We start from the raw sequence: 25,077 nt of genomic DNA on the forward strand, positions 1-25,077 counted from the left end.
GGGAGGTTTTTCAGGATGAAATATACAGCTATACCAGGAATGGAGCGCCCGCTATCAAAATTAATCCTGGGAACAACAAAATTCTTCAAAGATAATAAAAATGATGTATTCGCTGTTCTGGATGCCTTCTTACAGGCAGGCGGCAATACGATTGATACAGGCCCAAAATACGCAAAATACCAAGCTGAGAAGCTGATTGGCCAGTGGATGCAGGAGCGTGGTAACCGTGAGGATGTGATTCTTATCTCCAAAGGCGGTCATTACCACATTGATAAGGATGGTACACATCACCCGGAAATGAAACGTGTCGATCCTGCCGAAATTACAAAAGACCTGCATGATAGCTTGGAAAATCTGCAGACAGATTTCATCGATATCTATCTCATACATCGCGATGATCGAAGTGTTCCGGTCCAGGTGCTGATGGATATGCTGCATGAGCATCAGCAATCTGGAAAAATCGGTGTATATGGCGTTTCCAATTGGCAGCCCGATCGCATTGAAGAAGCTAATGCCTATGCAGATGCCCAAGGATATAGCCGGCTGTTTGTAAACAGTCCAAACTTGAGCCTTGCACAGCTGAACGAGGTGCGATGGGCGGAGACAGTAGCTCTGGATAATGACTATCTCGCCTGGCATCGCCATACAGGGATGCCTGTCATTTCCTGGGCGTCTCAGGCAGGTGGTTTCTTTACCGGTACTTATGATAGGAATCATGTGACAGATGAAGAAATTGCCCGAGTTTATTACAATGATGACAACTGGAAACGTTTTGACCGTGCAGCAGAAATTGCCGAGAAAAAAGGCGTGTCAGCAAATCAGATTGCTGTCGCTTATGTCCTGCATCAAGAATTCCCGACATGTGCCATTGTCGGATGTAAAAATGTACAGCGATTAGAAGAAGCACTGCCGGCCGTTGATATCGAACTGACAGAGGAAGAAGTAAAGTGGCTGAATCTGGAGCTTGCGGATGCCGCAGTAAAGTAGGGTATTTCTCTCTTACGATTTTTTGATTTATCGTATACAATAGTACATAATGCAACGTATACGATTTGTAAGGAGAGGAGATTCAGCGTGCGGACAATGAGCAGACAGCATATACCCGTGCGGGCGAAGAATATCGTCCTGATCGGATTCATGGGTGTCGGGAAAACGACCATCGGCAAAATGGTTGCCGATAAACTTTACAGAGATTTCATCGACGTCGATATCGAAATCGAACGCCGTTATAACAAGACAATACCAGAAATATTCGCTCAGCATGGGGAAGGATATTTTCGGGAGATTGAACGGAATACGGTTATTGATATTTGTGATAATAAACAATGTAATATCGTTTCTCTCGGCGGTGGTGCTTTTAAGCAAGAAGCCATCCGGGAAAAATGTCTCGACAGCTGTCTGGTGCTTTTCCTTGATCTGAGCTGGGACCGCTGGAAGGAACGTATGGATCTTCTGATTGAAAATCGTCCTGTATTGCATAATAAGTCTGTCGACGAAGTCCAGCAGATTTTCGACGAACGGCAAGCGATTTATGCGGAACATAATGCGCGGGTTACAACCGATAATCTGAATCCGGAGGAAGTTGCGGATTATATCGTAGAAATACTGAAGCTGGGCTGGGAACTACATCAGCCGCTATCCTCCTGATCGCATTTTATCAAAGAGCTATTGCAATTAACTTGTTGTAATAGCTCTTTTTAACCGGAATAATTGTCCTAATTGTCAAATAATTACCGGTCCTATCTGCTTATTTTTGCTGTTAAGGGTTTTCCGGGCCAGAAAGCAGGGTATAGAAACGTACGATTTCAAAGGAGGATGAACGTCTTGCATCACAAAGATACGATTCATGTTGTTTCCAGTGCGGATGATAATTATGCCCACCACCTCGGTGTGATGCTGGCATCACTGCTTACAAATGTCAATAAGAACAGACGAGTCATGCTATATGTAATCGACGGGGGCATAACAAAGCCAAATAAACGGATGCTGATGAAAACAACGATGCAATTCGGTGTTCCAATCCGTTTCCTATCCATAGATACAGAATCCTATAAGAATGCAACAGAAAGCAGATATATCAATAAAACGGCTTACTACCGTATCTCCATTCCCGAGGTCATAACAGATCCGAGTGTGGAACGAGTCATCTATATCGACTGCGATACGCTTGTGTTGACGGATATCGCCCAGCTGCACGATATCGAGCTGGATGGAAGTCTGATGGCAGCAGTGGAAGATGCCGGCCAGCTTCAGCGTTTGGAGAAAATGAATATAACCACAGAAGGCAAGTACTTTAATTCGGGTATGATGGTCATTGACATGGAAGGCTGGCGCAAACAGAATATATCGAATAGAGTGCTGCAATTCATTGATGAAAACAATGATCCAGAGTTCCTTTACTTGCATGATCAGGATGCCTTGAATGCGATCCTATGGGATAAATGGAAGCCGATCCACCCGAGATGGAATGCGCAATCCTTCATCATCCTAAAAACGAAAACACCAAGGGAATTAGCAGAGCGCAAGCGTTATAAAGAAGCTCGCCAATCTCCAGCGATCGTTCATTTCACTGGTGCGAATAAACCATGGAATTCAGATGTCGGACATCCATTTGCTCCGCTATATTTTGAATTCCTGCAGCAGACACCATGGAAAGTACTTCCCGAAAAAAAGGAACAGGAAGTGTACGCGGACTAAGACACAGCTAGTACGGCTGTGTCTTTTTTATTTGTTATAATACAGGAAACAATGAAAAAGGACGGATTAGAGATGGGCCAGGAAAAAAAGAAGTTATTGGGAAGTACGCGCAGAAAGTGGTTATTGAATAAGCTGCAGACAGCAGACGGTCCGCTCAAGGGGAGTGAACTGGCAGAGGAGGCAAATGTCAGCAGGCAAGTGATTGTGGGTGATGTGACGCTTCTGAAGGCAGAGCAGCATCCGATCATTGCTACTAGTGAGGGATATGTACTGCAGCAGCATCCTGTCTATTCAGTCGAAAGGATCGTAGCTTGTCAGCATGCGCCTGAACGGACAGAAGAAGAGCTGCAATTGCTCGTAGACTTAGGGGTGACAGTGAAGGATGTCCGGGTGGAGCATCCTGTTTATGGACAGATAACAGCTTCTATCATGGTTTCCAGTCGAAGGGAAGTAAAGAAGTTCATCGAAAGGATAGCCAACAGCAAAGCAGGTTATTTATCCGAGCTGACGGACGGAATCCATCTGCATACATTGGCAGCAAATGATGAGTCAGTAATGGAGGAAGCGATTGAGTTGTTGAGCCATCATGGTTTTTTGGTACCAGAGTGGGATTGATCATACGGTCAGTCCCACTTTTCTTTCGCTCATTGCCCAAAGCTGCTTAGCTAGCTCAGCATCATCTGCCTGTCCTTTTACTTCCTGGATCTGCCGCTTATAAAAGTATCCTCCCGTTACATGCTGCACTTCTGAGCTTTCCGCAAGATACAGGGCAGTATCTGCTCCGTCTGCAGGTGATTGGAAAAATGGGCGGAGTAGCTGATGGATCTTTTTACCGAAGCCGGTATGCCTGTCTACACCGAGACTCGTGCTCACTGCTCCAGGGTGTACTGCATTCACCGTAGCATTTGAATGATAAAGACGGAGAGAAAGTTCCTTGGTGAATAAAAGATTAGCAAGTTTGCTGTGCCCATAATTTTGCCATGGTGTAAAGGATTCAGCTCCGCCTAGATCATCCAGATTTATTTTTCCAATTTTATAAGCACCGGAAGATACAACGACCACACGCCCTTGGGGTGCGGCTTTGATCTGCTCTAACAGCAAATTAGTCAACAGGAAGTGGCCAAGATGATTCACACCCATCATCATCTCCAAACCATCAGCAGTGAATTGTTTTCTTGTTGTCACGACGCCGGCATTGTTGATAAGTACATCAATAACAGAGTGCTGGGCTTTCAATGCTTCTGCACAGGCATGAATGCTAGTAAAGGATGCCAAGTCACATACATATAGATACATATTCTCTGAACAGCTTTGCTGTTTAGCTTCCTTCAGAGCTTGCGTGCCTCGTTCTTCAGAGCGGCACAGCATACATACGGTATATCCTCTTCTGGCTAACGATACAGCTGTGGCAAATCCCATACCGGAATTCGCGCCAGTGATTACGACTGTTTTTTGCATATTGTACACCACTCTCCATGTTATTCTGGACGTTTCAGTGTGAATAGCTCTCCAAGTTTACTGTAATCATTACCTGCCAAGCGACTGATTGGCTGGATGGCTTTTGCATCCAGATAGCCGGTGTTCTCATCATAAACTTCCGGTGACAGATGATACCCAGCCACCTTTGCGAGTAATAAGTCTGCTGTAATAGCTCCATCATTGTCTCTTATCTCGAGATGATCATACAGGGTGCATTCCATCCTGATAGACGCTTCGGTAATTCCGGGCACCGAGACATATGTGCTCGGAGTGAGAGTCAAGCTCGTGTGGTCAAGCTCACTTTCTTCGGAAGGCAGCGCAGCGGCGGTTTTGTTCAATTCATCCACGATCGACTCTGTGCTGATATGGACAACAAGCTCGCCGGATCCAATAGCATGGCGTGCTGTATCCTTCTGTTTGCCTGCTGCACGCTGGATCGAAATGCTAATAAGCGGCGGATTCGCGCTGACGATCGAAAAGTAACTGAAGGGAGCAGCATTGACTACTTCTGATTCTGGTGACTTGGTCGTGACGAAAGCTACGGGTCTTGGGATGATGCTCCCTGTGAGTATTTTGTAATGTGTCTTTGCTGAAAGATCATTTGCGTTGAATGTAAACAAGTTTATTGCTCCTTTCTGTCAGCCTACCATAGGAACCTTACATGCACTTAACAGTTCTATTACCTTTTGAATATATTCTTAAGCACGGATGTAAAGGAGTGCTCCGATTTATTGGTCATTTCCATCGTTTTTTCTTCCTCGTGTAAAAAGATGTCCGTTTTATCAATTGCATGATCAACATGCAGAACGAGTGCAATATCCACATCGACACCCTGATTCGTAACGGATGTGTACGGGATGCGGTATGAAGTAGCGAGGGTCTTGTACGGTTTGAAGAAACGCATTGTGACCTCTCCGGAAAAGCGCAAGCATGCATCGGGGTAGCTTTTCATAGCATTCTCCAGCTGTTTTAACCCCCTCTGCTGGACGACTTCCCCCTCTGTCAGTGCAAGGATCGTTCTCTCCCGCAATGTCCCCAAATACTCTTTTCTTTCACTTGCCTTCGTTTCTTTTGTTCCATATATTCCTTCGTTTAAGTAATCATCTATATCTTTTTTCAATGGTCTTCATCTCCGATTCGGTATTTCCAATTCATGGAGTTAGCTTTACAATATAAGTAAAAAGGGGAGGCAATACATTATGACTACACTGCAATTCGAAAATCTCAGTAAAACATCTCATAATACGATGCTTCTGCCTCCAATCGATATTGAGCTGAAAGCTGGTGAATGTTATGTCATTCGCTGTAATAAAGTGATTGGAAGCCAGCTGCTGAAAATAATTAACAAACAAGAAAACCCGTCTACCGGTAGTGTACTACTATTTGGTGAAAATATCGAAAACCTGCGTTCTGTGAATGATCGGATCGGCTTCCTGTATCTCGATGATGCAGTATATACAAGGATGAGGGTGAAGGAGTATCTAAGTTTCTTTCGGAAGCTTTACGGCAGCAGCGTCGATATTGGTGAGGTGATTCAGCAAATAGGCTTGCGTGAGTGCCAATTAACTAAAATAAGCAAGCTGACTTTTTCGCAGGAACGGCGCTTGAAAATTGGCAGGCTCCTCATACAGGATCAGCCGGTTTTGATTATGGAAGAGCCGGAACAAAATGTCGATCTCGAAACAAGCTTGATCATTCACCGCATCATCGGTGAGCTGAAAGGAAAAGGTAAAACGATCCTTCTTACTACTATAGACTTGGAAAATGCATTAGCACTTACCAATTATGTATATACCTTGACGGATAAGAGCTGTAAACGAATAGCTGTCGAAGAGGAAAATGAAGAACTGGCAGCTGGCGAAGATGTAATCCAACCGGTCAAGCTGGAGAAGATTCCAGCAAAAATCGATGATAAGATCATTCTTTTCAATCCTTTTGATATTAACTTTATTGAAAGCAGTGAAGGAGTGGCGCAGCTGCATCTTCAAGACGGAGTCTATCCGTGTACATATACTTTACAAGAATTAGAGGAACGGCTGCGAGCGTTCGGCTTCTTCCGCTGTCATCGTTCTTACCTAGTGAATCTGCAGCAGGTGAAGGAAGTGGTGACCTGGACACGAAACAGTTTCAGTTTGATCCTTGATGATCATTCACGCAGTTCGGTTCCGCTGTCTAAGAATCGATTTGAGGAATTAAAGGGTATGCTCGGGCTGTAACCTGCTCCATTCAGCCTGAGATTTTGCACTATTCGGCTGCTGATTTGCTCCACTCAGCGTTTTTGGGTTCTGTTAAGCCTGATTTTACTGCGTTTTTCAAAAAAGGGTAGTAAGCTTTGATTATCAACCGTCATGAACGGAAAGGGGCATTTCGATATGGACTACGCATTACAAGTGAAGGAGCTGTCCAAGGTATTCGGTCAGCAGCGGGCATTGCAGCAAGTTTCATTTAATGTAAAAAAAGGTGAGGTCTTCGGTTTTTTGGGGCCTAGTGGATCTGGGAAGACAACGACAGTCAAAATTTTGACTGGTCAGCTTATGCAGACAGCTGGGGAAGTTTATATACTTGGCAAACCAGCTGCTAAAATGAAAGATGCTGACTTAGGCAGAATAGGTATCCTGACTGACAATAGCGGACTGTATGAGCGGATGACAGTGCAGCAGAATCTGGATTTCTATGCAAAGCTTTATAGTGCTGCAGCTGGAAGAGTAGAAGAGGTTCTGCAGCTGGTTGGCTTAGCAGAAGATAAGAAAAAGCCGGTAAAAAAACTGTCAAAAGGTATGAAGCAGCGTGTGCTTCTTGCTCGTGCTGTTCTGCATAAACCGGAAGTTCTATTCCTGGATGAACCGACTTCTGCTTTAGATCCTGGAAATGTCCAAAAAATGCATGAACTTTTAATGGATTTAAACCGCGAAGGGACGACGATTTTCCTGACCACCCACAATATGGAGGAAGCTGCACAGCTGTGCGACCGGGTTGCATTTCTTCATGAAGGACGAATACGGGAGATGGATGCACCGAACCAATTACAGCGTAAATATGCCAAAAACACAATTCACCTGGAATTGAAAGATGGTCGCAGCGAAACTATCGAGAATGATAAGGCTGGAGCAGAACAACTTTATCGATACATGCAAGCAGAGGAAGTCCTTGCTGTGCATTCCGATCAGCCGACATTGGGAGATATATTTATTGAAGTAACAGGGAGGAAATTAGCATGAATGCTGCTCGAATATCCGCAATGCTTGTGAAAGAATACCATGATATGAAATCTAATGTTCAAGTACTATCAATCCTGATTGTTCCTATATTTTTGGCCATCCTTTATAGCAGGATGGATGGAGAACAGGACTTTGCAGCTTCCTTTGTCTTTATTATTACTGTTACGTTTGTCACGATGTATGTCCAGGCTCTGTTGCTGGCAGAAGAGAAAGAAAAAAATACGCTGCAGGTTTTGTTGCTTTCACCTGCTAGCTCTGCTGATATCATGGTCGGTAAAAGCATCATTTCTGTTATCTTGACGATTATTATGTTCGTGGTATCCATGCTGATTATAAACGTAAGTGTAGAAAGTCCGGTCATGCTCTCCGTCATTCTGCTAATCGCTGTCATCCTCTTTGTTGCATTGGGAACCTTAGTTGGTTTGCTTAGTGAAAACCTAGTTCAGACTACGGTATATCTTTTACCGTTAAGCTTCGTGTTCGGGTTTGGTCCTATGATCCAGATGTATTTCTCTGAGGGCATAGTGGCAGATATTTTAGGCTATACGCCAGGAAGTTTCATGATGGAAGCGTGTTTGGCAGCGATTAGCGGGGAGGCGTTTTCGGCTTATCGAGAAGACGTTATCTGGCTTGTTGGATGGACGGCTGCTGCTTTAGTAATAACCTTCATTACCTTCAAAAAGAAAAGTCTATCCAATTAAAAAAGCCGCCCATAACGGGCGGCTTTTCATTATCCTACACTACTGCGTTTGCGCAGATCCTGTTCGATTTGTTCCAGGCTCTTTCCGCGTGTCTCTGTCGTGAAGAATTTGACGAATAGAAAGGCAAGGATACCGATGACAGCGAAAATATAGAAAAGGTAGCTGATACCGATCGCATTGAGCAAAATCGGAAATAGTAATGACACAATCAAGTTAGCGCCATGCAGTGCGAAAGTGGCTACACCTGTTCCGATCCCGCGTACCTTTGTCGGAAATAGTTCTGGAAGCATGATCCAGACAACTGGTCCCCAAGTCGTCGAGAAAGAGACAATAAAGGTTCCAAGACAAATGATAATAGCCCATGTTGCGGCTGTGGAATCAGGTGCCAGTAAGTTAACTGTGGATAGAACGACCAAACTGACTACCATCCCGATATTACCTGCCATAAGCAAGGTCTTACGGTTGATCTTGTCCACGAAACGGATGGCGATGATCGTCATCAACACATTGACTGCACCGATGCCGACTGTACCGAGAATGGCAGCGGAATCTGCGAATCCAGCATTCTCAAGTGTTATTGGCGTGTAATAGATGATGGTGTTGATACCGATGAACTGCTGTAAGAAAGCAATACCCATTCCAGCAATCAATGCGGGCCGCACCCAGCTGGAAAACAGTTCTTTTATGCCGCCTTCATCCTCTTTTTCTGCTTTCTTCACTTCGGAAACTTCTTCGTCTATTGAGGCATTTTCACCCCGGACACGTTTTAGGATAGCGCGTGCTTGTTCCTCTTTTCCTGCCGTCAGTAGCCAGCGTGGGCTTTCGGGCATGAAGAGCATACCGATGATTAAGATCGCTGCTGGTATGACAGCCAGTCCAAGCATCCAGCGCCATGCGCCTGCATCTGACAGCGCGTAGTTTACGAGATAGGATGATAAAATACCTATCGTTATCAAAAGCTGGTTTAATGAAGCGAGAGAACCTCTTTTTTCTTTTGGTGCAAGTTCTGATAAGTATAGTGGAACAATTGTAGTGGAACAACCAACTGCCAAGCCGAGAATAACTCGGGCGATAACCATTGTAGTTACATTGACTGCAAGTCCAGCTGACAATGCGCCAATCAGGAATAAGATACCGGCTGCTATTATCGTCTTTTTACGTCCAATTTTATCTGTTACGCGGCCAGTAATGGCAGCACTGATGATAGCTCCTACCAATAGTGAGCTGACAACGAGCCCCTCCGTGAAGGAGTTCAGTCCGAGATCTTCGTCTATGTACAGCAGTGCACCGGAGATGACTCCAGTATCATAACCATAGAGCAGACCGCCAAGTGCACCAAAAAAATACAATAAGCCATTGGATTGCTTTTTCTGCATATATTGCTACCTCCTAAGTTGTGCGAAAACTATGTTATAATATGTAAGCCTTTTCCTCTTTCCGTATAAAATGAAACCTTTGCATCTGCTCTCGATTGAAAAGTCCCACAATAAACCATTATAATTTACTAGTATCAGAATTGACTACCTAAAAATATTATTAGGAGGATTTTACTTGGCTAAAAAAATGATAGCAATCGACCTGGATGGAACGTTATTGAATACCGAGAGTCAAATCCCCGAAGAAAATAAAGCGGCAATCAAGCGTGCTATTGATGCTGATATGCTCGTTTCTATCAGTACTGGACGTGCAACATTCGATGTAAAGTCTCTTGTTGGAGATGACTTGGATATACCGATCATCGCTTCCAATGGGGGGACGATCCATGATGTTGGATATAAATTACTTAATACAATCACCTTTGAAAAAGAACTGGCAAGGGAAATAGCGACGTACCTCATTGAACAGGATATCTACTTTGAAGTGTATACAGAAACAGAGCTGCTCTCTCCTTATAATGGACAAGAAAAACTCCAGGCAGAGTTGGATAAAGTAATCTCTGCCAACCCTGATGAAAGCTTGGAGAAGCTTTGGATTGGTGCTATGTCCCAGTTCAAGCAATCCGGTATCCGCTTTGTACCGGATATCGATCACATTTTCACCGATGAAAATACGATATTCAAGATCCTTGTCTTCAGTTTTGATCTTCAGAATCTGGCGAAAGTGTATAAAGCTATCAGGCAGAATGCGAAAATCACGGTTACATCTTCTGGAGAGCATATTCTTGAAATATTGCCTGAGAAATCTGGTAAAGGTTATGCAGTAACGATGCTTGCAGAAAAGTATGGAATTCACAAGGAAGATATCTATGCAGTTGGAGACAGCCCGAATGATATCAGCATGTTTGAGGTTGCTGGCAACGGTGTTGCGATGAAGAATGCGATGACGGAGCTCATGGAAATTGCTACGCATGTTACAAAAACGAATGATGAACTGGGTGTAGCGTACTTTATTGATAAGCTGATTGCTGGAGAGCAGGAAGAGCTGCGCAGAGTCGAAGAAGGCGTATAAGATAAACCTGGCACAGGAATGTGCCGGGTTTATTTTTTTCCTGTTCATGCTGATTTGTTAGGAATTTTCCAATAAAGGGATGCGTAAGCTGCGAGTTCCATGTAAAATAGAGTGATAATCATTCTCAGAAAGAAGTGTTGGTTCTTGTTAAAGGAGTTTTTCGCTTTTTATAAACCGTATAAACGGCTTTTCATGCTGGACTTCGGCAGTGCTGTGTTCGTAGCAATATTGGAGCTTGCCTTTCCAATCGGAGTAAATATGATGGTAGACCGACTGCTTCCAACGGAAAACTGGAGCTGGATTGTGACAGCGTGTATTTTGCTGTTCATCGTTTATGGCTTGAGTACAGTCACGCAATACATCGTTACCTATTGGGGACATAAGCTCGGGATCAATATCGAACGGGATATGCGCAAACGGCTATTCGAGCATATACAAAAACTGAGTTTTCGTTTCTTTGATAATACAAAGGTAGGGAATCTGATTTCCCGTTTGACGAACGATTTGTTTATGATCGGCGAGATGGCTCACCATGGCCCGGAGGATCTTTTCATCGCGTTAATGACCATTGTTGGTGCACTGACAATCATGTTCTTCATCAACTGGCCGCTTGCGCTTATGACGATGCTCGTTGTTCCGGTATTGTTCTGGATCGTTCTATATTGCAACAAGAAAATGACAGAAGCCTCTAGAAGGATGAACGAAGATACGGCTGATTTCAGTTCCCGTATCGAGAATACAGTCGGGGGTATCCGCGTTGTTCAGGCTTTTACAAATGAAGCGCATGAAGAAGCACGATTTAAGGTTAACAATGAACGTTACCGTCTGACGAAACTGCTCTCCTATAAAATCATGGCATTGAATCTATCTGTCACGTATATGCTGATGCGATTCATAGCTGTGTTTCAGTTAGTTGCCGGAGCGTGGTTCATTATTCAGGGAAGGATGTCTTACGGAGATCTTGTAGCCTTCATTCTACTGACAAACGTATTCTTCCAGCCAATTCAGAAAATCGGCGCGATCATCGAGCTTTATCCAAAAGGAATCGCAGGATTCCAGCGCTATATGGACATCATGCGGCTGGATCCTGATATCAAGGATGCACCAAATGCCAAGCGCGTTGATGGTCTTACAGGGAATATCCGGTATGATAACGTCTCTTTTGGGTACAAAGAGGGCAGCTCGATTCTCAAAGATATTAGTTTCTCGATTAAGGCAGGGGAGACGGTTGCTTTTGTCGGACCTTCTGGAGCTGGCAAATCTACGATATGCAGTCTGCTGCCGCGCTTTTATGAGCGGAATGCAGGGGAAATCACTATTGATGGCATTCCGACTGATGAAATGACATTGGCATCCTTGCGCAGTCAAATCGGCATCGTGCAGCAGGATGTATACTTGTTCGGCGGCACCATCAGGGAAAATATCGCATACGGCAAGCTGGATGCTACTGATGCTGAAATTGAGGAAGCGGCTAGAAGAGCCCAACTGACTGATTTTCTTGCTGAATTGCCGAAAGGCTTGGATACCGTCATCGGGGAGCGTGGAGTCATGATTTCCGGCGGTCAGAAGCAACGTATTTCAATAGCCCGTGTATTCTTGAAGAATCCGCCAATTCTTATACTGGATGAAGCAACATCCGCATTGGATACTGAAACGGAAGTCAAGATACAGGAAGCTCTGGATGAGCTGTCAGCGGGGCGTACCACTTTAGTAATTGCCCACCGTTTGGCAACAATCAAGCATGCTGATAAAATCATCATGGTAACCAAACAAGGTATAACGGAAGAAGGAAAGCATAAAGAACTTTTGGAAAAAGAGGGTGCTTATCGCCGCCTTTATGATGCACAGTTCGCTCATTGATTCATCGAAACAGGAAGTTTTCTTCCATAAGGGAGAAGTAACTTCCTGTTTTTTTGTAATAAATGAAAGCGTTTTCTCAAAGTGTGTGTTAGAATATTTTACAATGAAATTAGAATTATTAGATTTTTTCGACGATATACTATTGCGGATTTGCTTGTATTTAGGTAACATCACAGGGAAGGAAAGCTCACATGAATTTTGCATACATAGGAGGAAGAGCTAATGAGCACTATTTCGATTGATAGTCTTATAAGAGATAAAGCGGAAAAACTATGCGCGGTAAGTGAACGTATTTGGGAGTTCGCGGAACTGCGTTTTCAAGAGAAACGATCAGCAGCGCTTCTTGCGGATGTGCTGGAAGAGGAAGGGTTTGACGTCCAGCGCGGTATTGCAGGTATCGAAACCGCATTCGTAGCAAACTTTGGTGCAGGCAAACCAGTGATTTCCTTTTTGGGTGAATTTGATGCACTATCCGACTTGAGTCAGGAAGCTGGTGTGATTGAACAGAAGGCGATTGTGCCTGGAGGTTCAGGACATGGCTGCGGGCATAATTTGCTTGGTACAAGTGCACTTGGTGCAGCATTGGCAGTAAAGGAGTATTTACAGGAGAACGGATTGAGCGGTACCGTTCGTTACTACGGCTGCCCAGGAGAAGAGGGTGGATCAGGCAAAACCTTCATGGTTAAAGAAGGCGTTTTTGATGATGCAGATGCAGCTATTACATGGCATCCATTTACGCACAGCGGGGTGCAAAGAGCTGAGACGCTGGCCAACTATCAAGTATATTTCAAGTTCAAAGGTAAAAGTGCACACGCAGCAGGCGGACCGCATTTAGGGCGCAGTGCGCTGGATGCGGTCGAGCTGATGAATATCGGTACCAACTTCCTGCGGGAGCACGTTATACAGGATGCGCGTTTGCATTATGCGATTACGAATGCTGGGGGCGTTTCTCCAAACGTCGTCCAGCCGGAAGCGGAAGTTCTTTATTTGGTCAGGGCTCCGGAAACAGAGCAAGTAGAAAGTATCTACCAGCGTGTAGTGAAGATTGCCAAAGGGGCAGCTCTGATGACAGAAACAGAGTTGGAGATAACGTTTGATAAGGCTTGTTCTGGTTTCATCCGCAACACAATCCTCGAGCAAGTTATGCAGGAGCAGGTGGAGCGTGTCCAAGTGCCTGAGTATTCAGCAGAAGAACTCGATTTTGCAAGAGGTATTCAAAAGACCTTAAGTAAAGAGGATATTTCTTCTGATAAAAAATCAATTCTCCAGCTAATCGGAAAGGATGCAGCATTGTGGGAAGAGGAAATGGAGACATCACCTATTCTTACAACACCAATTCCGTACCATGATGCAGACAATTTCCAATACGGCTCTACTGACGTAGGGGATGTAAGCAGAATCACACCTACTATCCAATTCCATGCAGCTTGCTTTGCCATTGGTACTCCATTGCATACGTGGCAAGTAGTATCGCAGGGTAAAACACCTTTAGCACAAAAAGGAATGCTCTATGCGAGTGAAGTAATGGCAGCTACTGCGCTGTCTCTATTCGATAAGCCGGAAAAGCTGGAAGCTGCGAAGCTTGAACTGCAAAAGCGTATAGGTCCAAATGGATATACGAGTCCTATCCCGGATGGTGTCAAGCCAACCATTTTAGCTTAACTAACAGATTGGGGGTAAAGAGATGGAAAAACAAACACAGAATGGCGGTTCGCAAAAGCCCGGAAAAGAAGAGGGGAAAGTTCTAAGGTTTCTTTCAGCAATAGAACGGGCTGGTAATAAGCTGCCTGATCCATTTATGCTTTTTATTTACTTAGCTATCTTTATTGCTATTGTTTCATGGATTATGAGTATGCTTGGCGTATCCGTCACCACACCGGAAAATGAGGTTGTGGAAGTAAACAACATGATATCGGAAGAAGGATTGATTTTCGCTTTATCCTCTATGCTGGAAAACTTCACGGGATTTGCTCCGCTTGGTCTTGTACTGGTCATGATGTTCGGTATCGGGCTCGCGCAGCATGTAGGATTCTTTGAAGTAGTCATGCGCGGTATGGTAATGAACATCCCGAAAAGTCTTGTTACGTATATGATCATTTTCACTGGTGTTTTGGGGAATATTGCATCGGATGCTGCAATGGTAATTATACCGCCGCTTGCTGCCATGATTTATTATTCTATCGGAAAGCATCCGATTGCAGGGCTCCTGACATCATTTGTTGCTGTATCCGCAGGATTTACGGCGAACTTCTTGATTGCAGGTACGGATGTCTTGCTATCCGGTATATCGACTGAAGTTATTCAAGGGCAGTATCCTGATGCGCGTGCAGTTTCGCCGTTGGATAACTGGTACTTCATGGCTGCCTCTACTATAATGCTCGTCTTTGTCGTATCATTTGTTTCCAAGAAATTGATTGAACCTCGTTTGGGTGAATATGATCCTTCTTTTGCAGATAAAGGCATCTTGAACGAGCAGATTGAAAAACTTCGTCCGGAGCAGAAACGCGGCATTCGGAATGCATTGATTGTTGCTGGAGTTTATATCATCCTAATTTCGCTGCTTATCGTCCCTTCTAATGGCATTCTGCGAGGGGAAGAGGGAACAATCATCCCATCGCCATTTTTAAGTAATATCGTTCCGCTGATTTTAGTCCTTTTCATTATCTTGGCTGTAGTTTATGGGTTTACTGCAGGGACATTGAAGAAAATATCCGATATTCCAGAGAAAATGGGAATTGCAATGAAAGAGATGTCAGGATTTATTGTCCTGGTATTTGCAGCTGCGCAATTCATTGCTTACTTTGAATGGACAAATATTAGTACCATCATTGCGGTAAATGGTAGTATCGCACTGGAAAATATGAATGTAACAGGTGTTGGAGCGATGGTCGGCTTCACATTAATCAGTGCGATCGTCAATCTGTTCATCACAAGTGGTTCCGCGCTTTGGGCACTGCTTGCACCGGTATTCCTACCGATGTTCTACCAATTGGGATATGATCCAGCTTATACGCAGGTGGCCTTCCGTATTGGGGATTCTGCCTTCAATATTCTATCACCGATGAGTCCTTACGTTGTTATGCTGCTTGGGTTCATGAAGCGGTACGATAAACGGGCAGGTCTAGGAACGCTGATGTCACTCATGCTGCCATTTGCAGTCATCATATTAATTGCTTGGATCATTATGTTCGTTGTTTGGAGTTTGCTTGGTCTGCAGGTTGGTCCGGGTGTCGATATTCGCTTATAAGAAATTGGGCGCGCGCTTATGTGGCGCCCTTTTTTATTGACGTTTTCTTTGGAATAAGATACATTAATTACTGAAAGTAACTCGATAATTATAAGTAACTAATAAATGGTTGCTTAGTCGGGTATGCTATCAAACGGTACTACAATTTTTGGAGGGATATATAATGACTCAAGATTTTTTCAAAGCTTTAGAAAACAGAAGATCTATTTATGGACTAGCAAAGGAATCTCCTGTTTCTGATGAACGTATTCAGGAAATTGTGGAGTTTGCAGTTAAATACACACCATCTGCTTTCAACTCTCAAAGCACACGTGTAATTGTGCTTCTTGGAGACAAGCATGATCGTTTCTGGGATCTTACAGAAGAGCAGCTTCGTGCAGTAGTGCCTGCTGATAACTTTGCGCCGACGGAAGAAAAAATTGCATCTTTCCGTAATGGATATGGTACGGTTCTATTCTTTGAAGATGAAACAGTTGTCAAAGGTCTTCAAGAGCAATTCGCGCTTTATGCAGAAAACTTCCCAATCTGGTCTGAGCAGACTTCTGGTATGCACCAGCTTGTGGTCTGGACTGCATTGGAGATGGAAGGTCTTGGTGCGAGCCTGCAGCACTATAACCCATTAGTGGACGAGGCTATCCAAAAAGAATGGGATATCCCATCCAACTGGAAGCTTCGCGGTCAGATGCCTTTTGGTAAACCGACAGCGCCAGCTGGCGATAAAGAATTCCAACCTTTGGAAGAGCGCGTTAAAGTCATTAAATAAAAAAAGTGCTATTGTCGCATATGGACAATAGCACTTTTTTTAGATATAATTATTTGAAAATTCTGTTACAATTATATTACATATGTTTCTTCTGCAGAAGGCCGGGGTATATAATAGCTACCACTACTATAAATGCGAAAGGAAGGAAGTAAAGTGAGTGCATATCCATATAAAAAGTTGCAGCATGCCGGTGACTTGTCAGATGATGAACGAGATGAGATTCTGACTACCTTGGAGCGATACATGGATTACTTGCGTGATGAATTGTCGAAATCAGATGACCTTCCTGCTGTTAAATAGAAAAAAGGAGTATCCCTGTTGATGGGATACTCCTTTTCTGTTTATAGCAATGCCGTAATTAAGAATGGCAAGGTGACAATGGACAGGATTGCACTGATTACAAATGCAGATGCAACCTCTGATTCCAAGCTCTTGAATCGGATAGCGATCATGGAAGCAACCGCAGAACCCGGGAATGATACAAGCAATACAGCTTGAACGAAGTCATCATGTGCTACACCTAAAGCGTAAGCGATACCGACCATTGCAAGCGGCTGAACGATAGCTTTCAGGATTGCGATGGAGAACGCAGACAAGCTTAGCTTGATTTTGTTGATACCGATTGTAACACCGACAGCGAATAGAGCAACACCGGATGTTACATCACCGATTTGATCAAGTGCATTCACACCAAGCTCAGGAAGCTGGAAGTTGAAAACAAGTACCAGGATTAGACCTATAATCGGTACACAAGCAAGTGGTTCGCTTAGACCATGAAGGATAGACTTGATAGTTACTTTCAACAGGCTTTCTTGTTTCTCATTTGAATCCGTGTTACGGTTTCTTTCTCCAACTGTACCAAGGATAGTTGCCAATGGATCCAAAACAGCGTTTACGATGATACCCATCAATGCGATAGGAATCGCAACGACATCAGCACCGAAGATACTACCCATAACTGGGATACCCATGAAGGCGAATGTCGGCTGTGTTGAGTTCAAGGAGAACATCGTTGACTGTACGAAATCATATTTAGTAGTCCATCTTGTAATTAACAATACAACGATGAAGAATCCAATAACACCAATCAGTAAAGCGCCAAGGAATGAAGCTTTGTCAAAAATAGTATCGCGGGAAGTTGTTGTGATCCCAACGAATAAGTGAGCCGGCAAGGCAATTTTTGTTACAAGTGTGTTGATCCCTTTGGATGTTTCTTTATTGAAGATACCGCGATTTCCTGCAATGAATCCTAGCAGGATTACAAAGAAAATCGGAATTAGTATGATGAAAATTTCACCAAAACTCATGTTCTTTCCACTCCCTACAGTAGTTATATTGCTCATGTTGTCAAAATTAATACAGGTGCCTCCTTTTGGAAGGAGTCACCTGCACCATTAGAAATTCTTTAAAGGCTTAGCCTCTGATGGATTTGTATTCTGGTTTCCAAACAGATTTAGCTATTAGGTCTTTGATTTCTTCAGGTTTTGCATCAGATACGCCGTCTTCGATAGCAGCTTTTGCAACTGCTTCTGCAACAGCGGTTGAAACTGGTTGAAGCTCATCGATTGCTGGAAGCAAAGAGCCGCCTTGTGTGTTGCTGTTAACCATGTCTGCAATCGCATTAGCTGCAGCTGCAAACATAGAATCTGTGATCAAGTTTGCTTTAACAGCGATGGATCCAAGTCCAAGGCCAGGGAACGCAAATGCGTTGTTTGCTTGACCGATATGGTAAGTAGTTCCTTTGTATTCAACAGGGTCGAATGGGCTGCCTGTTGCAATCAATGCTTTACCATCTGTCCACTCAAGCAAGTCTTTTGGAATTGCTTCTGCAAGTGGTGTTGGGTTGGACATTGGCATGATAACTGGATTTTCTACATGCTTCGCCATTTCTTTAATGATTTCAGCACTGAATGCACCAGCTTGGCCAGATGTACCAATCAAGATAGTTGGTTTCACTTGTCGGATTACTTCAGCAAGACCAATGATGCCATCTTCTTTATTCCAGTCTTTCACTTCGTCAGCAGGACGAAGGTAAGGTTTTTGGAAATCAGCAATGCCGTCCATATCATCAGTCAGAAGACCGCGTTGGTCGATTGCCCAGAAGTTTTTCACTGCGTCTTCTTTAGAAACGCCGTCAAGTACCATTGCCGCTGCGATTTGGTCTGCGTTACCGATACCAGCAGAACCAGGTCCGAATACAACTACCCGCTGTTCGCTGATTGGTGTACCAGTAACTTTGGAAGCACTCATAACAGCTGCAAGTGTGATGGCACCAGTACCTTGGATATCATCATTGAAAGTAAGGATTTTATCGCCATATTTATCGATGATGTTACGAGCGTTACGGTTACCGAAGTCTTCCCAGTGAAGAAGTACGTTAGGGAATTTCGCTACTGTTTTGCTGATGAATGCATCGATGAACTGATCGTACTGCTCGCCACGCACACGTTTATGACGGTTACCGACGTATAGTGGATCGTTAAGCAATGCTTCGTTGTCTGTACCCGCATCAATAACAACTGGAAGCACACGGTTAGGGTCGATACCAGCAGCAGCTGTGTAAACAGCAAGTTTACCGATAGCGATATTCAAACCGCCAACACCCCAGTCACCAATTCCAAGAATGCTCTCAGAGTCAGTTACTACGATCAAATCGATTTCATCTGTGTTAAGCAATGTATTTTCGTATGCTTGCTCGATGCTGTCCGGGTTGTTGATATCAAGATAAACACCGCCTGGGCGTTGGTACTCATGGCTGTATTCCTGGATAGCTTGTCCTACAGTTGGAGTATAAACGACAGGAAGCATTTCGCTTAGATGATCAGTCAACAGACGATAGTAAAGAACAACGTTACGGTTGTAAAGCTGGTTCAATGTGTTGTTTTTCAACAAATTATTAGGTTGTGCATTGAACTGTTCGTAAGCGCGTTTTACTTGCTCATCCAATGTTAAAACGGTCGCTGGCAAAACACCTTCAAGACCAAGCTCAGCTCGTTCTTCTTTCGTAAAAGCGACACCTTTATTTAGAAAAGGATTTGAAATTAAGTTCTTACCTCTTAGAGAAGTGGAAATGGATCCATCTTCATTATTACGATATGTGTTCATATCTGATTCCACCTTTTCGAATGATTACTTACCTTTTGTAACTGCCACAATCCATTCTATCACTAAACAATTGTTAATCAATTTTAACAAAGTATTTAAAATAACTATTGCATTTACTGAGTTTGTGTGATATTTCACATACTAATTAGCCATCTGAAAAACCGCGGTATCAAAGTATTTTACTGATGTGAAATAAATTCGATCATTACTTTTTTATTATTTTTTTTAATTACAAAAATATACAATCCATGGTTTGTTTTATTATATTTAATTATTCTGACTGTTCGGCTTTTTAAATCAAACCCTTCATGTTAAGCTTGTTCTTATAAGAAAGAAGGGGGATTTAGGCATGGACATTGTGAAAGAATTGAGTGAAATGATTCATCCCGGGAGGATATCAACAGCGGCGGCAGTCATCAGCCAGCACAACCATGATGCATCCTATCACCCAGCGGCTGATCCAGATGTGGTCATCTTTCCCGAAAATGCACAGGAAGTCAGCGCAGTTCTATCGTTTGCCAACGAACATGGAATACCTGTTACTCCTTTCGGTAAAGGTTCCAGTTTAGAGGGGCACGCGATTCCTTATGAAGGAGGCATCTCCCTCGACCTTGGATTAATGAATGGCTTGAAAACCATTAGTGAGGAAGATGGTTTTGTCGTTGTCGGGTCAGGTCTGACACAGTTTCAATTGAATGATGCACTAAAGAAACATAAATTATTCTTCAGTGTAGATCCTGGTGCTGAGGCGACACTTGGAGGTATGGCAGGCACGAATGCAAGTGGTTCTTATACCGTCAAATACGGCACAATGCGGGACAATATCTTGGACATGGAGGTTGTTTTGCCGAGCGGGGAAATCATACATACTGGTTCGAAAGCCGTGAAGTCCTCTTCCGGGCTGCATTTATCGGGGTTATTTGCGGGCTCAGAAGGAACGCTTGGTATTATTACAGAACTCACTCTCCGTGTGTATCCAATTCCAGAAGCAAGTGTAGCAGCCCGTGCTGTGTTCGATGACTTTGAAGAGGCCGTGGCAGCTGTAGTGAGACTACGTACAGCAGGACTCGACTTGGCTAGAATCGAGTTTGTTGATGCGGCCTCAGTAGCGCATGTCAATCGATTCGCTAATACATCTTATATCGAACAGCCGACAATCTTTTTCGAGTTGAATGGTGAGGTTGAGCATCTTCAGCATCAAATCAAACGGATGGAGAAATTATTGGAGCCGTTTCATGTGGCGGAATTCCTAGCAGAAACCGATTTGGCATCGCAGGAGCGTCTTTGGGATGCGCGGCATAATCTTGCTTATTACTACATTCAAGCCGCACCAACAAAACGGATGCTCGTGACAGATGTATGTCTGCCGATATCAGAGCTTGCGGAGGCAATCCTGCACGCAAGACAAGCAGTTGATGGCAGCGGCTTGGAGGCTGGTATCGTTGGTCACGTAGGCGACGGGAATTTCCATATCATCGCGATGGCGGATTTTGAGGATCCTAATGAAGTAACGGCAGCTAAACAGCTCCATAGGGAAATAGTTGACTATGCGCTTGCCCATGAGGGCACATGTACAGGTGAGCATGGTGTAGGAGTAGGGAAGAAGAGCTATCAGCCAAAAGAACACGGTACAGCTTACGAATTGATGCGAACAATCAAGCGGGCTATTGATCCGCGAGGAATCATGAATCCCGGCAAACTTATTGATTAAATAGAAAAAGAGCGTATTCCCCCTCAAGAATACGCTCTTTTTTGTTTATCCTTTTTTGCTGAATAGGTCTGTAATTGCGTGCACCAATTCAATGCCTTGAAAAGCAAAGATGGATAATGCACTGATGGAAAATGCTACGACGATGATCGCTCTTGCCACAAACATTTTCGTCCCCTCCTTTGGAATGCTAAGAAACCTTCAAGCAAAAGGGAAGACTATTCAGCGGTAACTCGATTGATAGAAGACGGCCAGCAGGAAATGCCGGACCGCCTGCTTCGTCTGCATCATGCGTGCCTGCATCATGCTTGCAACAAGCAGCACGGGCAGAAAAGTCAGGACTGCTGTTTGTGTTGTGATCGGGAACCAGTGTTTTTCATCATCCGGCAAATCAGCCTTATGGATAACGACGTGCTGTGGTTGAATATCATTTGCTTCCCAATGATACATTGGATGCAGCACCATTACTTGCAGCATGATAGACAGCACGAGTCCGATAAATAAAAGAGCAGCTTTACGTTGCATTTCCTCCCCACCTCCTATCCGTTTTGATTTCTTAACTATATACCCATTTTGCAGGATTGTAAATGGTTATTTATTAATATTCTTACTATTCGGAAATTTAATCAAGTAAAAAAACCTGTCCTATTAAAAGGGCAGGTTTTTTGAAGGGTTATTATTTTGTTTGGGCTGGTTCATCCGGTGTAACCCATTTTTCCGCCCATTCTCTTATGGAAGTAATCACAGGGCGCAATGCATGACCCTTTTCAGTCAGTTCATATTCAATACGGACGGGTGTGTCCGGATATACTGTTCTTGTTGTAATGCCCGCTGCTTCCAGCTCTTTAAGACGTTCAGATAGCAAACGCCCGCTGATTGGCAGGGACGATTCCAATTCAGAGAATCGCTGTGATCCTTCTAAGAGGCGGAAAATGATTAGACCAGTCCAACGTTTGCTTAAAAGCTCCATTCCTGACTCAAAGCGTGGACATAATTCTTCGGATTTCATCTATCATCACCTCTGTATAAACGCTGTATACTTCAACTGTTGTTTTTCATTATATATGAGGTTACGAAAAGTAACAAGTATATTGTTCCTATAAGCAAAGGATTCTATACTGACTTTCTGGCTAAAAATTAAGAAAAATTCTATAATTGAAAGGAAAGTATGATGTAGGAGGAGAGAAGATGGATCATCATTATTACATAGATTATGCGTGCAAATTAGCGGTTGCCAATGTGAACAGCGGCAAGGGCGGGCCATTCGGTGCCGTCATTGTAAAAGATGGAGAGATTGTCGGTGAAGGAACGAATTTAGTGACAAGCTTGCATGACCCAACGGCACATGCAGAGATACAGGCCATACGTAACGCAACGAGCAAATTGGGTCATTTTGAGCTTGAGGATTGTATCATTTATTCCAGCTGTGAGCCTTGCCCGATGTGCTTGGGAGCAATTTATTGGGCTCGTCCGAAAGCACTGTACTTCGCTTATACGAAAAAGGATGCTGCTGTAATTGGATTCGATGATGATTTCATTTATCAAGAGATAGAAAAACCTTATGAGGAACGAAAGATTCATACAGTACAGCTCCTTGGTGATGAGACAGCAGATCCAATGAGAGCATGGACAGAGAAGGAAGATAAGGTGGAATATTAAAGTGAAGGCGATTCCTTTATATGAGGGTCGCCTTCTTTTTATGTGTGGCATTGAAAGTATCAAGATAAGTTAGGAGCTCGGACACTTGCAGCGGTTTGCTGAACATATAGCCTTGTGCATAATCACACTGTAAGTTTTGTACCCAAGTCAGCTGTTCTTGGCTTTCCACACCTTCTGCTACTATAGATAGCTGGAGTTTTTTCGCTAACGTCACAATGGAAGAGACGATGGCTTGATCCTGGAAATCCTCGGGCAAATTCGCAATGAAGGCGCGATCGATTTTTAGTGTGTCTACAGGCAATTGTTTTAAGTAATTGAGACTATTGTAGCCTTTACCGAAGTCATCGAGCGCAATACGAATTCCTAATCCCTTTAACTCCATTATTGTATGTGCAGCCCCTTCTACATCTTGGATTGCGGTTTCCTCTGTTATTTCGATTTCCAGTTTCGTTACATCTACTTCAGGATATATCTCCATCTGTTTGCGAATGAAGCTTAAGAAGCGATTGTTATAAAATTGCTGGGTGCTGATGTTAACCGCAACATGGAGATCCCGGAACGCTTCTTTGTTCATTTCGGCAAAGACAAGTTCAATCATCTTCATATCTAACGGAATGATGTCTCCATTCTTTTCTGCCAATGGGATGAACTTAGCTGGCGGAATGATTCCATGGATGGGATGAATCCAGCGGCATAGAGCTTCGACGCCATAGACATGATCCCCGGCGCTTGCCATCTTAGGCTGGAAATACACCTGAATTTCTCCATTTGCGATGGCGCTGCATAATTCAGATTCCAGCAGCAATGGTTGGGAGTCATGCAGGCTGTCATTGGCAAAGAACTTATAATTCGACCGGCCGCTTTCTTTTGCTAAATACATGGCGATATCAGCAAAACGCATTACTTCCTTACTCGTTGTCCCATTATCAGGAATCAAAGCGATTCCGATACTTGTGCTGACACTCACTTTTCGCCCCTCAATGAAAAATGGCTCTTTTACGCATTGTATGATAGCTTGTGCCAGCTGTGTCGCATCTTCCTTTTCAGCAGCTGGATAAAGCAAGGTGAATTCATCTCCGCCTAGTCGAGCAAGCATGCTCCGTTCTGGAAGCATCCGTGAAAGGCGCAAGGTGACAAGCTGCAGCAGCTTGTCACCGAATTTATGTCCGAGCGTATCATTGACTGCTTTAAAACGATCCAAATCCATGAAGAACAGAGCTGCTTGGCCATTTTTACGCTCTTCTAAATAGCCAAGCAGTTGCTGTTCAAAGTAACGGCGATTCGGTAAATTCGTCAATTCATCATGATTTGCGATATATTGCAATCGGTCTGCTTGTTCGGCCAGCTTCTGATCCGTCGAAGTAGAGACAAAAGCCAACACCTGTATCAGCAGGATCACAAGCATCACGCTAATAGCGAGATTGATGTTATTCGGCGTAAACACAGGTTCCGGCAGAATGGAACTGCTGTTCACATGGACGACAGCCGATTTCATTGCCGTATAGTGCATGCCGCAAATGGCAACGCCCATCGTAATTGCGCTGGATAACTTAAACAAATGCTGTGTTTGACCGGTTTTGTTTTGGAAGTAATGGAACAAGAGCAGTGAGACACAAGATGCTATAATAGCAATGATGATTGATAAATAGTAATAGGCTCCTCCGTGGTGCATCATACCGTCTAGGCGCATGGCCATCATGCCTATGTAATGCATGCTTACAATTGCTGCTCCCATAGAGATGCTTCCTGCAAAGAGGCGGAATGCAGTCATTTTTATAGAAGAAAGATAAAAAGCGATAGAGGTACCAGCAAAAGAGAAAATCATGGACAAGATGACAATGCCAGGATCGTAGGTGACCTCCACGGGCAGTTTATACGCCAGCATGGATATGAAGTGCATCGACCAGATGCCGAGAGCCATCAGAAGTGAACTGGAGATGAACCAAAAGAATTTACGCCAGCCTGTCGTGCGGTTTATCCTGGAACACATATCCAGGGCGATATAAGATGAAAGAATTGCAATGAATATAGACACGACAACAAAGGTGACGTTATATGTACCAGTGACTTCCTGCATGTAAAACCTCCGAGTTGTTATGTGGTCAAATAGTCTTAGGGATATTGTATACTCGAGGGACGGAAAAGCAAACAAATATTCATTAAATTATAGTGAATTATTCTTAGCCAACAGG

24 protein-coding genes are annotated in these 25,077 nt (G+C 43.7%); 15 read left to right on the top strand and 9 right to left on the bottom strand.

All coding sequences use genetic code 11. From position 1 onward, the window contains the following. Nucleotides 1-15: 15 nt before the first annotated feature. The 4 genes from CHH91_RS13185 to CHH91_RS13200 all read left to right on the top strand — a co-directional run bounded on the left by CHH91_RS13185 (nt 16) and on the right by CHH91_RS13200 (nt 3,312). A complete protein-coding gene (locus tag CHH91_RS13185; protein ID WP_095223925.1) occupies nt 16-987 on the top strand; it encodes an aldo/keto reductase in 972 nt (323 codons plus the stop codon). A gap of 96 nt (nt 988-1,083) precedes the next feature. Continuing rightward, nucleotides 1,084-1,647, top strand: coding sequence for a shikimate kinase (locus CHH91_RS13190; protein ID WP_095224077.1), 564 nt, complete (start codon nt 1,084-1,086; stop codon nt 1,645-1,647). Nucleotides 1,648-1,824: 177 nt separating this feature from the next. After that, nucleotides 1,825-2,697, top strand: coding sequence for a glycosyltransferase family 8 protein (locus tag CHH91_RS13195; RefSeq protein WP_095223926.1), 873 nt, complete (start codon nt 1,825-1,827; stop codon nt 2,695-2,697). Nucleotides 2,698-2,769: 72 nt separating this feature from the next. After that, nucleotides 2,770-3,312 (top strand): transcription repressor NadR, encoded by a 543-nt coding sequence (locus CHH91_RS13200; protein WP_095223927.1) that lies wholly within the window; start codon nt 2,770-2,772, stop codon nt 3,310-3,312. Here the strand turns inward: CHH91_RS13200 and CHH91_RS13205 are convergent, their stop codons facing one another. Genes CHH91_RS13205 through CHH91_RS13215 form a run of 3 tightly spaced genes read right to left on the bottom strand, consistent with a single transcriptional unit; the run spans nt 3,313 to nt 5,296 of the window. Next, the gene (locus CHH91_RS13205; RefSeq protein ID WP_095223928.1) at nt 3,313-4,155 is read right to left on the bottom strand and encodes an SDR family oxidoreductase; all 843 of its coding nucleotides are present in this window, start codon (nt 4,153-4,155) and stop codon (nt 3,313-3,315) included. 20 nt (nt 4,156-4,175) lie between these two features. After that, nucleotides 4,176-4,796, bottom strand: coding sequence for a flavin reductase family protein (locus CHH91_RS13210; RefSeq protein ID WP_095223929.1), 621 nt, complete (start codon nt 4,794-4,796; stop codon nt 4,176-4,178). A 59-nt stretch (nt 4,797-4,855) separates the two neighbouring features. Then, nucleotides 4,856-5,296 (bottom strand): YueI family protein, encoded by a 441-nt coding sequence (locus CHH91_RS13215; RefSeq protein WP_095223930.1) that lies wholly within the window; start codon nt 5,294-5,296, stop codon nt 4,856-4,858. Nucleotides 5,297-5,375: 79 nt separating this feature from the next. Between CHH91_RS13215 and CHH91_RS13220 the strand changes: the two genes are divergently transcribed. The 3 genes from CHH91_RS13220 (at nt 5,376) to CHH91_RS13230 (ending at nt 8,095) form a co-directional block, all read left to right on the top strand. Further along, nucleotides 5,376-6,392, top strand: a complete 1,017-nt coding sequence (locus CHH91_RS13220; protein ID WP_095223931.1) for a LytTR family transcriptional regulator DNA-binding domain-containing protein — start codon at nt 5,376-5,378, stop codon at nt 6,390-6,392. 156 nt (nt 6,393-6,548) lie between these two features. Beyond that, nucleotides 6,549-7,394: an ABC transporter ATP-binding protein gene (locus tag CHH91_RS13225; RefSeq protein WP_095223932.1), complete on the top strand. Its 846-nt coding sequence runs from the start codon at nt 6,549-6,551 to the stop codon at nt 7,392-7,394. Continuing rightward, nucleotides 7,391-8,095, top strand: a complete 705-nt coding sequence (locus CHH91_RS13230) for an ABC transporter permease (protein ID WP_095223933.1) — start codon at nt 7,391-7,393, stop codon at nt 8,093-8,095. The genes CHH91_RS13225 and CHH91_RS13230 overlap by 4 nt, the downstream gene beginning before the upstream one ends. Before the next feature lie 29 nt (nt 8,096-8,124). Here CHH91_RS13230 and CHH91_RS13235 read toward each other — a convergent pair whose 3' ends face one another. Next, the gene (locus CHH91_RS13235) at nt 8,125-9,471 is read right to left on the bottom strand and encodes a sugar porter family MFS transporter (protein ID WP_095223934.1); all 1,347 of its coding nucleotides are present in this window, start codon (nt 9,469-9,471) and stop codon (nt 8,125-8,127) included. Between the two features lie 187 nt (nt 9,472-9,658). Here CHH91_RS13235 and CHH91_RS13240 point away from each other — a divergent pair, with 187 nt between their 5' ends. The 6 genes from CHH91_RS13240 (at nt 9,659) to CHH91_RS20625 (ending at nt 16,713) form a co-directional block, all read left to right on the top strand. Beyond that, entirely contained in the window at nt 9,659-10,543 is an 885-nt protein-coding gene (locus CHH91_RS13240; protein WP_095224078.1) for a Cof-type HAD-IIB family hydrolase, read from the top strand. A gap of 144 nt (nt 10,544-10,687) precedes the next feature. Further along, nucleotides 10,688-12,403: an ABC transporter ATP-binding protein gene (locus CHH91_RS13245; protein ID WP_095223935.1), complete on the top strand. Its 1,716-nt coding sequence runs from the start codon at nt 10,688-10,690 to the stop codon at nt 12,401-12,403. 222 nt (nt 12,404-12,625) lie between these two features. Next, nucleotides 12,626-14,065, top strand: coding sequence for a M20 family metallopeptidase (locus CHH91_RS13250; protein ID WP_095223936.1), 1,440 nt, complete (start codon nt 12,626-12,628; stop codon nt 14,063-14,065). 22 nt (nt 14,066-14,087) lie between these two features. After that, on the top strand, nt 14,088-15,650 hold the full coding sequence (locus tag CHH91_RS13255) for an AbgT family transporter (protein ID WP_095223937.1): 1,563 nt from the start codon (nt 14,088-14,090) through the stop codon (nt 15,648-15,650). 163 nt (nt 15,651-15,813) lie between these two features. Further along, entirely contained in the window at nt 15,814-16,413 is a 600-nt protein-coding gene (locus tag CHH91_RS13260; protein ID WP_095223938.1) for a nitroreductase family protein, read from the top strand. Between the two features lie 153 nt (nt 16,414-16,566). Continuing rightward, complete coding sequence (locus CHH91_RS20625; RefSeq protein ID WP_170937651.1) at nt 16,567-16,713, top strand: hypothetical protein; 147 nt, start codon at nt 16,567-16,569, stop codon at nt 16,711-16,713. 41 nt (nt 16,714-16,754) lie between these two features. On the opposite strand, the gene CHH91_RS13265 is transcribed toward CHH91_RS20625, so the two are convergent. Next, the gene (locus CHH91_RS13265) at nt 16,755-17,720 is read right to left on the bottom strand and encodes an AEC family transporter (protein WP_095223939.1); all 966 of its coding nucleotides are present in this window, start codon (nt 17,718-17,720) and stop codon (nt 16,755-16,757) included. Nucleotides 17,721-17,826: 106 nt separating this feature from the next. Then, nucleotides 17,827-19,518 (bottom strand): NAD-dependent malic enzyme, encoded by a 1,692-nt coding sequence (locus tag CHH91_RS13270; RefSeq protein ID WP_095223940.1) that lies wholly within the window; start codon nt 19,516-19,518, stop codon nt 17,827-17,829. A 349-nt stretch (nt 19,519-19,867) separates the two neighbouring features. On the opposite strand from CHH91_RS13270, the gene CHH91_RS13275 reads away from it, so the two are divergent. After that, nucleotides 19,868-21,229 carry an FAD-binding oxidoreductase gene (locus CHH91_RS13275; protein WP_095223941.1) on the top strand — a complete coding sequence of 454 codons (1,362 nt, stop codon included), beginning with the start codon at nt 19,868-19,870 and terminating at the stop codon, nt 21,227-21,229. 219 nt (nt 21,230-21,448) lie between these two features. On the opposite strand, the gene CHH91_RS13280 is transcribed toward CHH91_RS13275, so the two are convergent. Together CHH91_RS13280 and CHH91_RS13285 are read right to left on the bottom strand one after the other, a co-directional pair. Next, the gene (locus CHH91_RS13280) at nt 21,449-21,751 is read right to left on the bottom strand and encodes a hypothetical protein (protein ID WP_095223942.1); all 303 of its coding nucleotides are present in this window, start codon (nt 21,749-21,751) and stop codon (nt 21,449-21,451) included. 151 nt (nt 21,752-21,902) lie between these two features. Continuing rightward, a complete protein-coding gene (locus CHH91_RS13285; protein WP_095223943.1) occupies nt 21,903-22,235 on the bottom strand; it encodes a winged helix-turn-helix transcriptional regulator in 333 nt (110 codons plus the stop codon). A gap of 179 nt (nt 22,236-22,414) precedes the next feature. Here CHH91_RS13285 and CHH91_RS13290 point away from each other — a divergent pair, with 179 nt between their 5' ends. Next, the gene (locus tag CHH91_RS13290; RefSeq protein ID WP_095223944.1) at nt 22,415-22,885 is read left to right on the top strand and encodes a nucleoside deaminase; all 471 of its coding nucleotides are present in this window, start codon (nt 22,415-22,417) and stop codon (nt 22,883-22,885) included. A gap of 16 nt (nt 22,886-22,901) precedes the next feature. Here the strand turns inward: CHH91_RS13290 and CHH91_RS13295 are convergent, their stop codons facing one another. Further along, complete coding sequence (locus tag CHH91_RS13295; RefSeq protein ID WP_095223945.1) at nt 22,902-24,962, bottom strand: bifunctional diguanylate cyclase/phosphodiesterase; 2,061 nt, start codon at nt 24,960-24,962, stop codon at nt 22,902-22,904. Nucleotides 24,963-25,077: the final 115 nt, after the last annotated feature.

It is taken from the genome of Virgibacillus sp. 7505 (assembly GCF_002272135.1).
GTDB lineage: Bacteria > Bacillota > Bacilli > Bacillales > Amphibacillaceae > Terribacillus.